Source organism: Staphylococcus sp. EG-SA-2, assembly GCF_017152085.1.
On the sequence record NZ_JACYHC010000720.1, the window covers coordinates 1 to 1770 of the forward strand.

A 1770-nucleotide genomic window follows, 5' to 3' on the forward strand; every position below is an offset into this window, starting at 1 on the left:
CAATTGACAATAAAGTCAAAAAAGGCGATACAATGACGATTAATTATGATAAGAATGTAATTCCTTCGGATTTAACAGATAAAAATGATCCTATCGATATTACTGATCCATCAGGAGAGGTCATTGCCAAAGGAACATTTGATAAAGCGACTAAGCAAATCACATATACATTTACAGATTATGTAGATAAATATGAAGATATAAAAGCACGTTTAACTTTATACTCATATATTGATAAGCAAGCAGTACCTAATGAAACTAGTTTGAATTTAACGTTTGCAACAGCAGGTAAAGAAACTAGCCAAAACGTTTCTGTTGATTATCAAGACCCAATGGTTCATGGTGATTCAAACATTCAATCTATCTTTACAAAGTTAGATGAAAACAAACAAACTATTGAACAACAAATTTATGTTAATCCTTTGAAAAAAACAGCAACTAACACTAAAGTTGATATAGCTGGTAGTCAAGTAGATGATTATGGAAATATTAAACTAGGAAATGGTAGTACCATTATTGACCAAAATACAGAAATAAAAGTTTATAAAGTTAACCCTAATCAACAATTGCCTCAAAGTAATAGAATCTATGATTTTAGTCAATACGAAGATGTAACAAGTCAATTTGATAATAAAAAATCATTTAGTAATAATGTAGCAACATTGGATTTTGGTGATATTAATTCAGCCTATATTATCAAAGTTGTTAGTAAATATACACCTACATCAGATGGCGAACTAGATATTGCTCAAGGTACTAGTATGAGAACAACTGATAAATATGGTTATTATAATTATGCAGGATATTCAAACTTCATCGTAACTTCTAATGACACTGGCGGTGGCGACGGTACTGTTAAACCTGAAGAAAAGTTATACAAAATTGGTGACTATGTATGGGAAGACGTTGATAAAGACGGTGTCCAAGGTACAGATTCGAAAGAAAAGCCAATGGCAAACGTTTTAGTTACATTAACTTACCCGGACGGTACTACAAAATCAGTAAGAACAGATGCTAACGGTCATTATGAATTCGGTGGTTTGAAAGACGGAGAAACTTATACAGTTAAATTCGAAACGCCAGCTGGATATCTTCCAACAAAAGTAAATGGAACAACTGATGGTGAAAAAGACTCAAATGGTAGTTCTGTAACTGTTAAAATTAATGGTAAAGATGATATGTCTTTAGACACTGGTTTTTATAAAGAACCTAAATATAATCTTGGTGACTATGTATGGGAAGATACAAATAAAGATGGTATCCAAGATGCTAATGAACCTGGTATCAAAGATGTTAAGGTTACATTAAAAGATAGTACTGGAAAAGTTATTGGTACAACTACTACTGATGCCTCGGGTAAATATAAATTTACAGATTTAGATAATGGTAACTATACAGTAGAATTTGAAACACCAGCAGGTTACACGCCAACGGTTAAAAATACTACAGCTGAAGATAAAGATTCTAATGGTTTAACAACAACAGGTGTCATTAAAGATGCAGATAATATGACATTAGACAGTGGTTTCTATAAAACACCAAAATACAGTTTAGGTGATTATGTTTGGTACGACAGTAATAAAGACGGTAAACAAGATTCAACTGAAAAAGGTATCAAAGATGTTAAAGTTACTTTATTAAATGAAAAAGGCGAAGTAATTGGAACAACTAAAACAGATGAAAATGGTAAATATCGTTTCGATAATTTAGATAGCGGTAAATACAAAGTTATTTTTGAAAAGCCTGCTGGCTTAACACAAACAGTTACAA

The 1770-nt window shown here is 31.6% G+C and carries 1 pseudogene; it reads left to right on the forward strand.

Going from position 1 to position 1770, the window contains the following annotated elements:
• Positions 1 to 1770, forward strand: a pseudogene (gene sdrE, locus IDG60_RS13145) (MSCRAMM family adhesin SdrE); the annotation flags it as partial.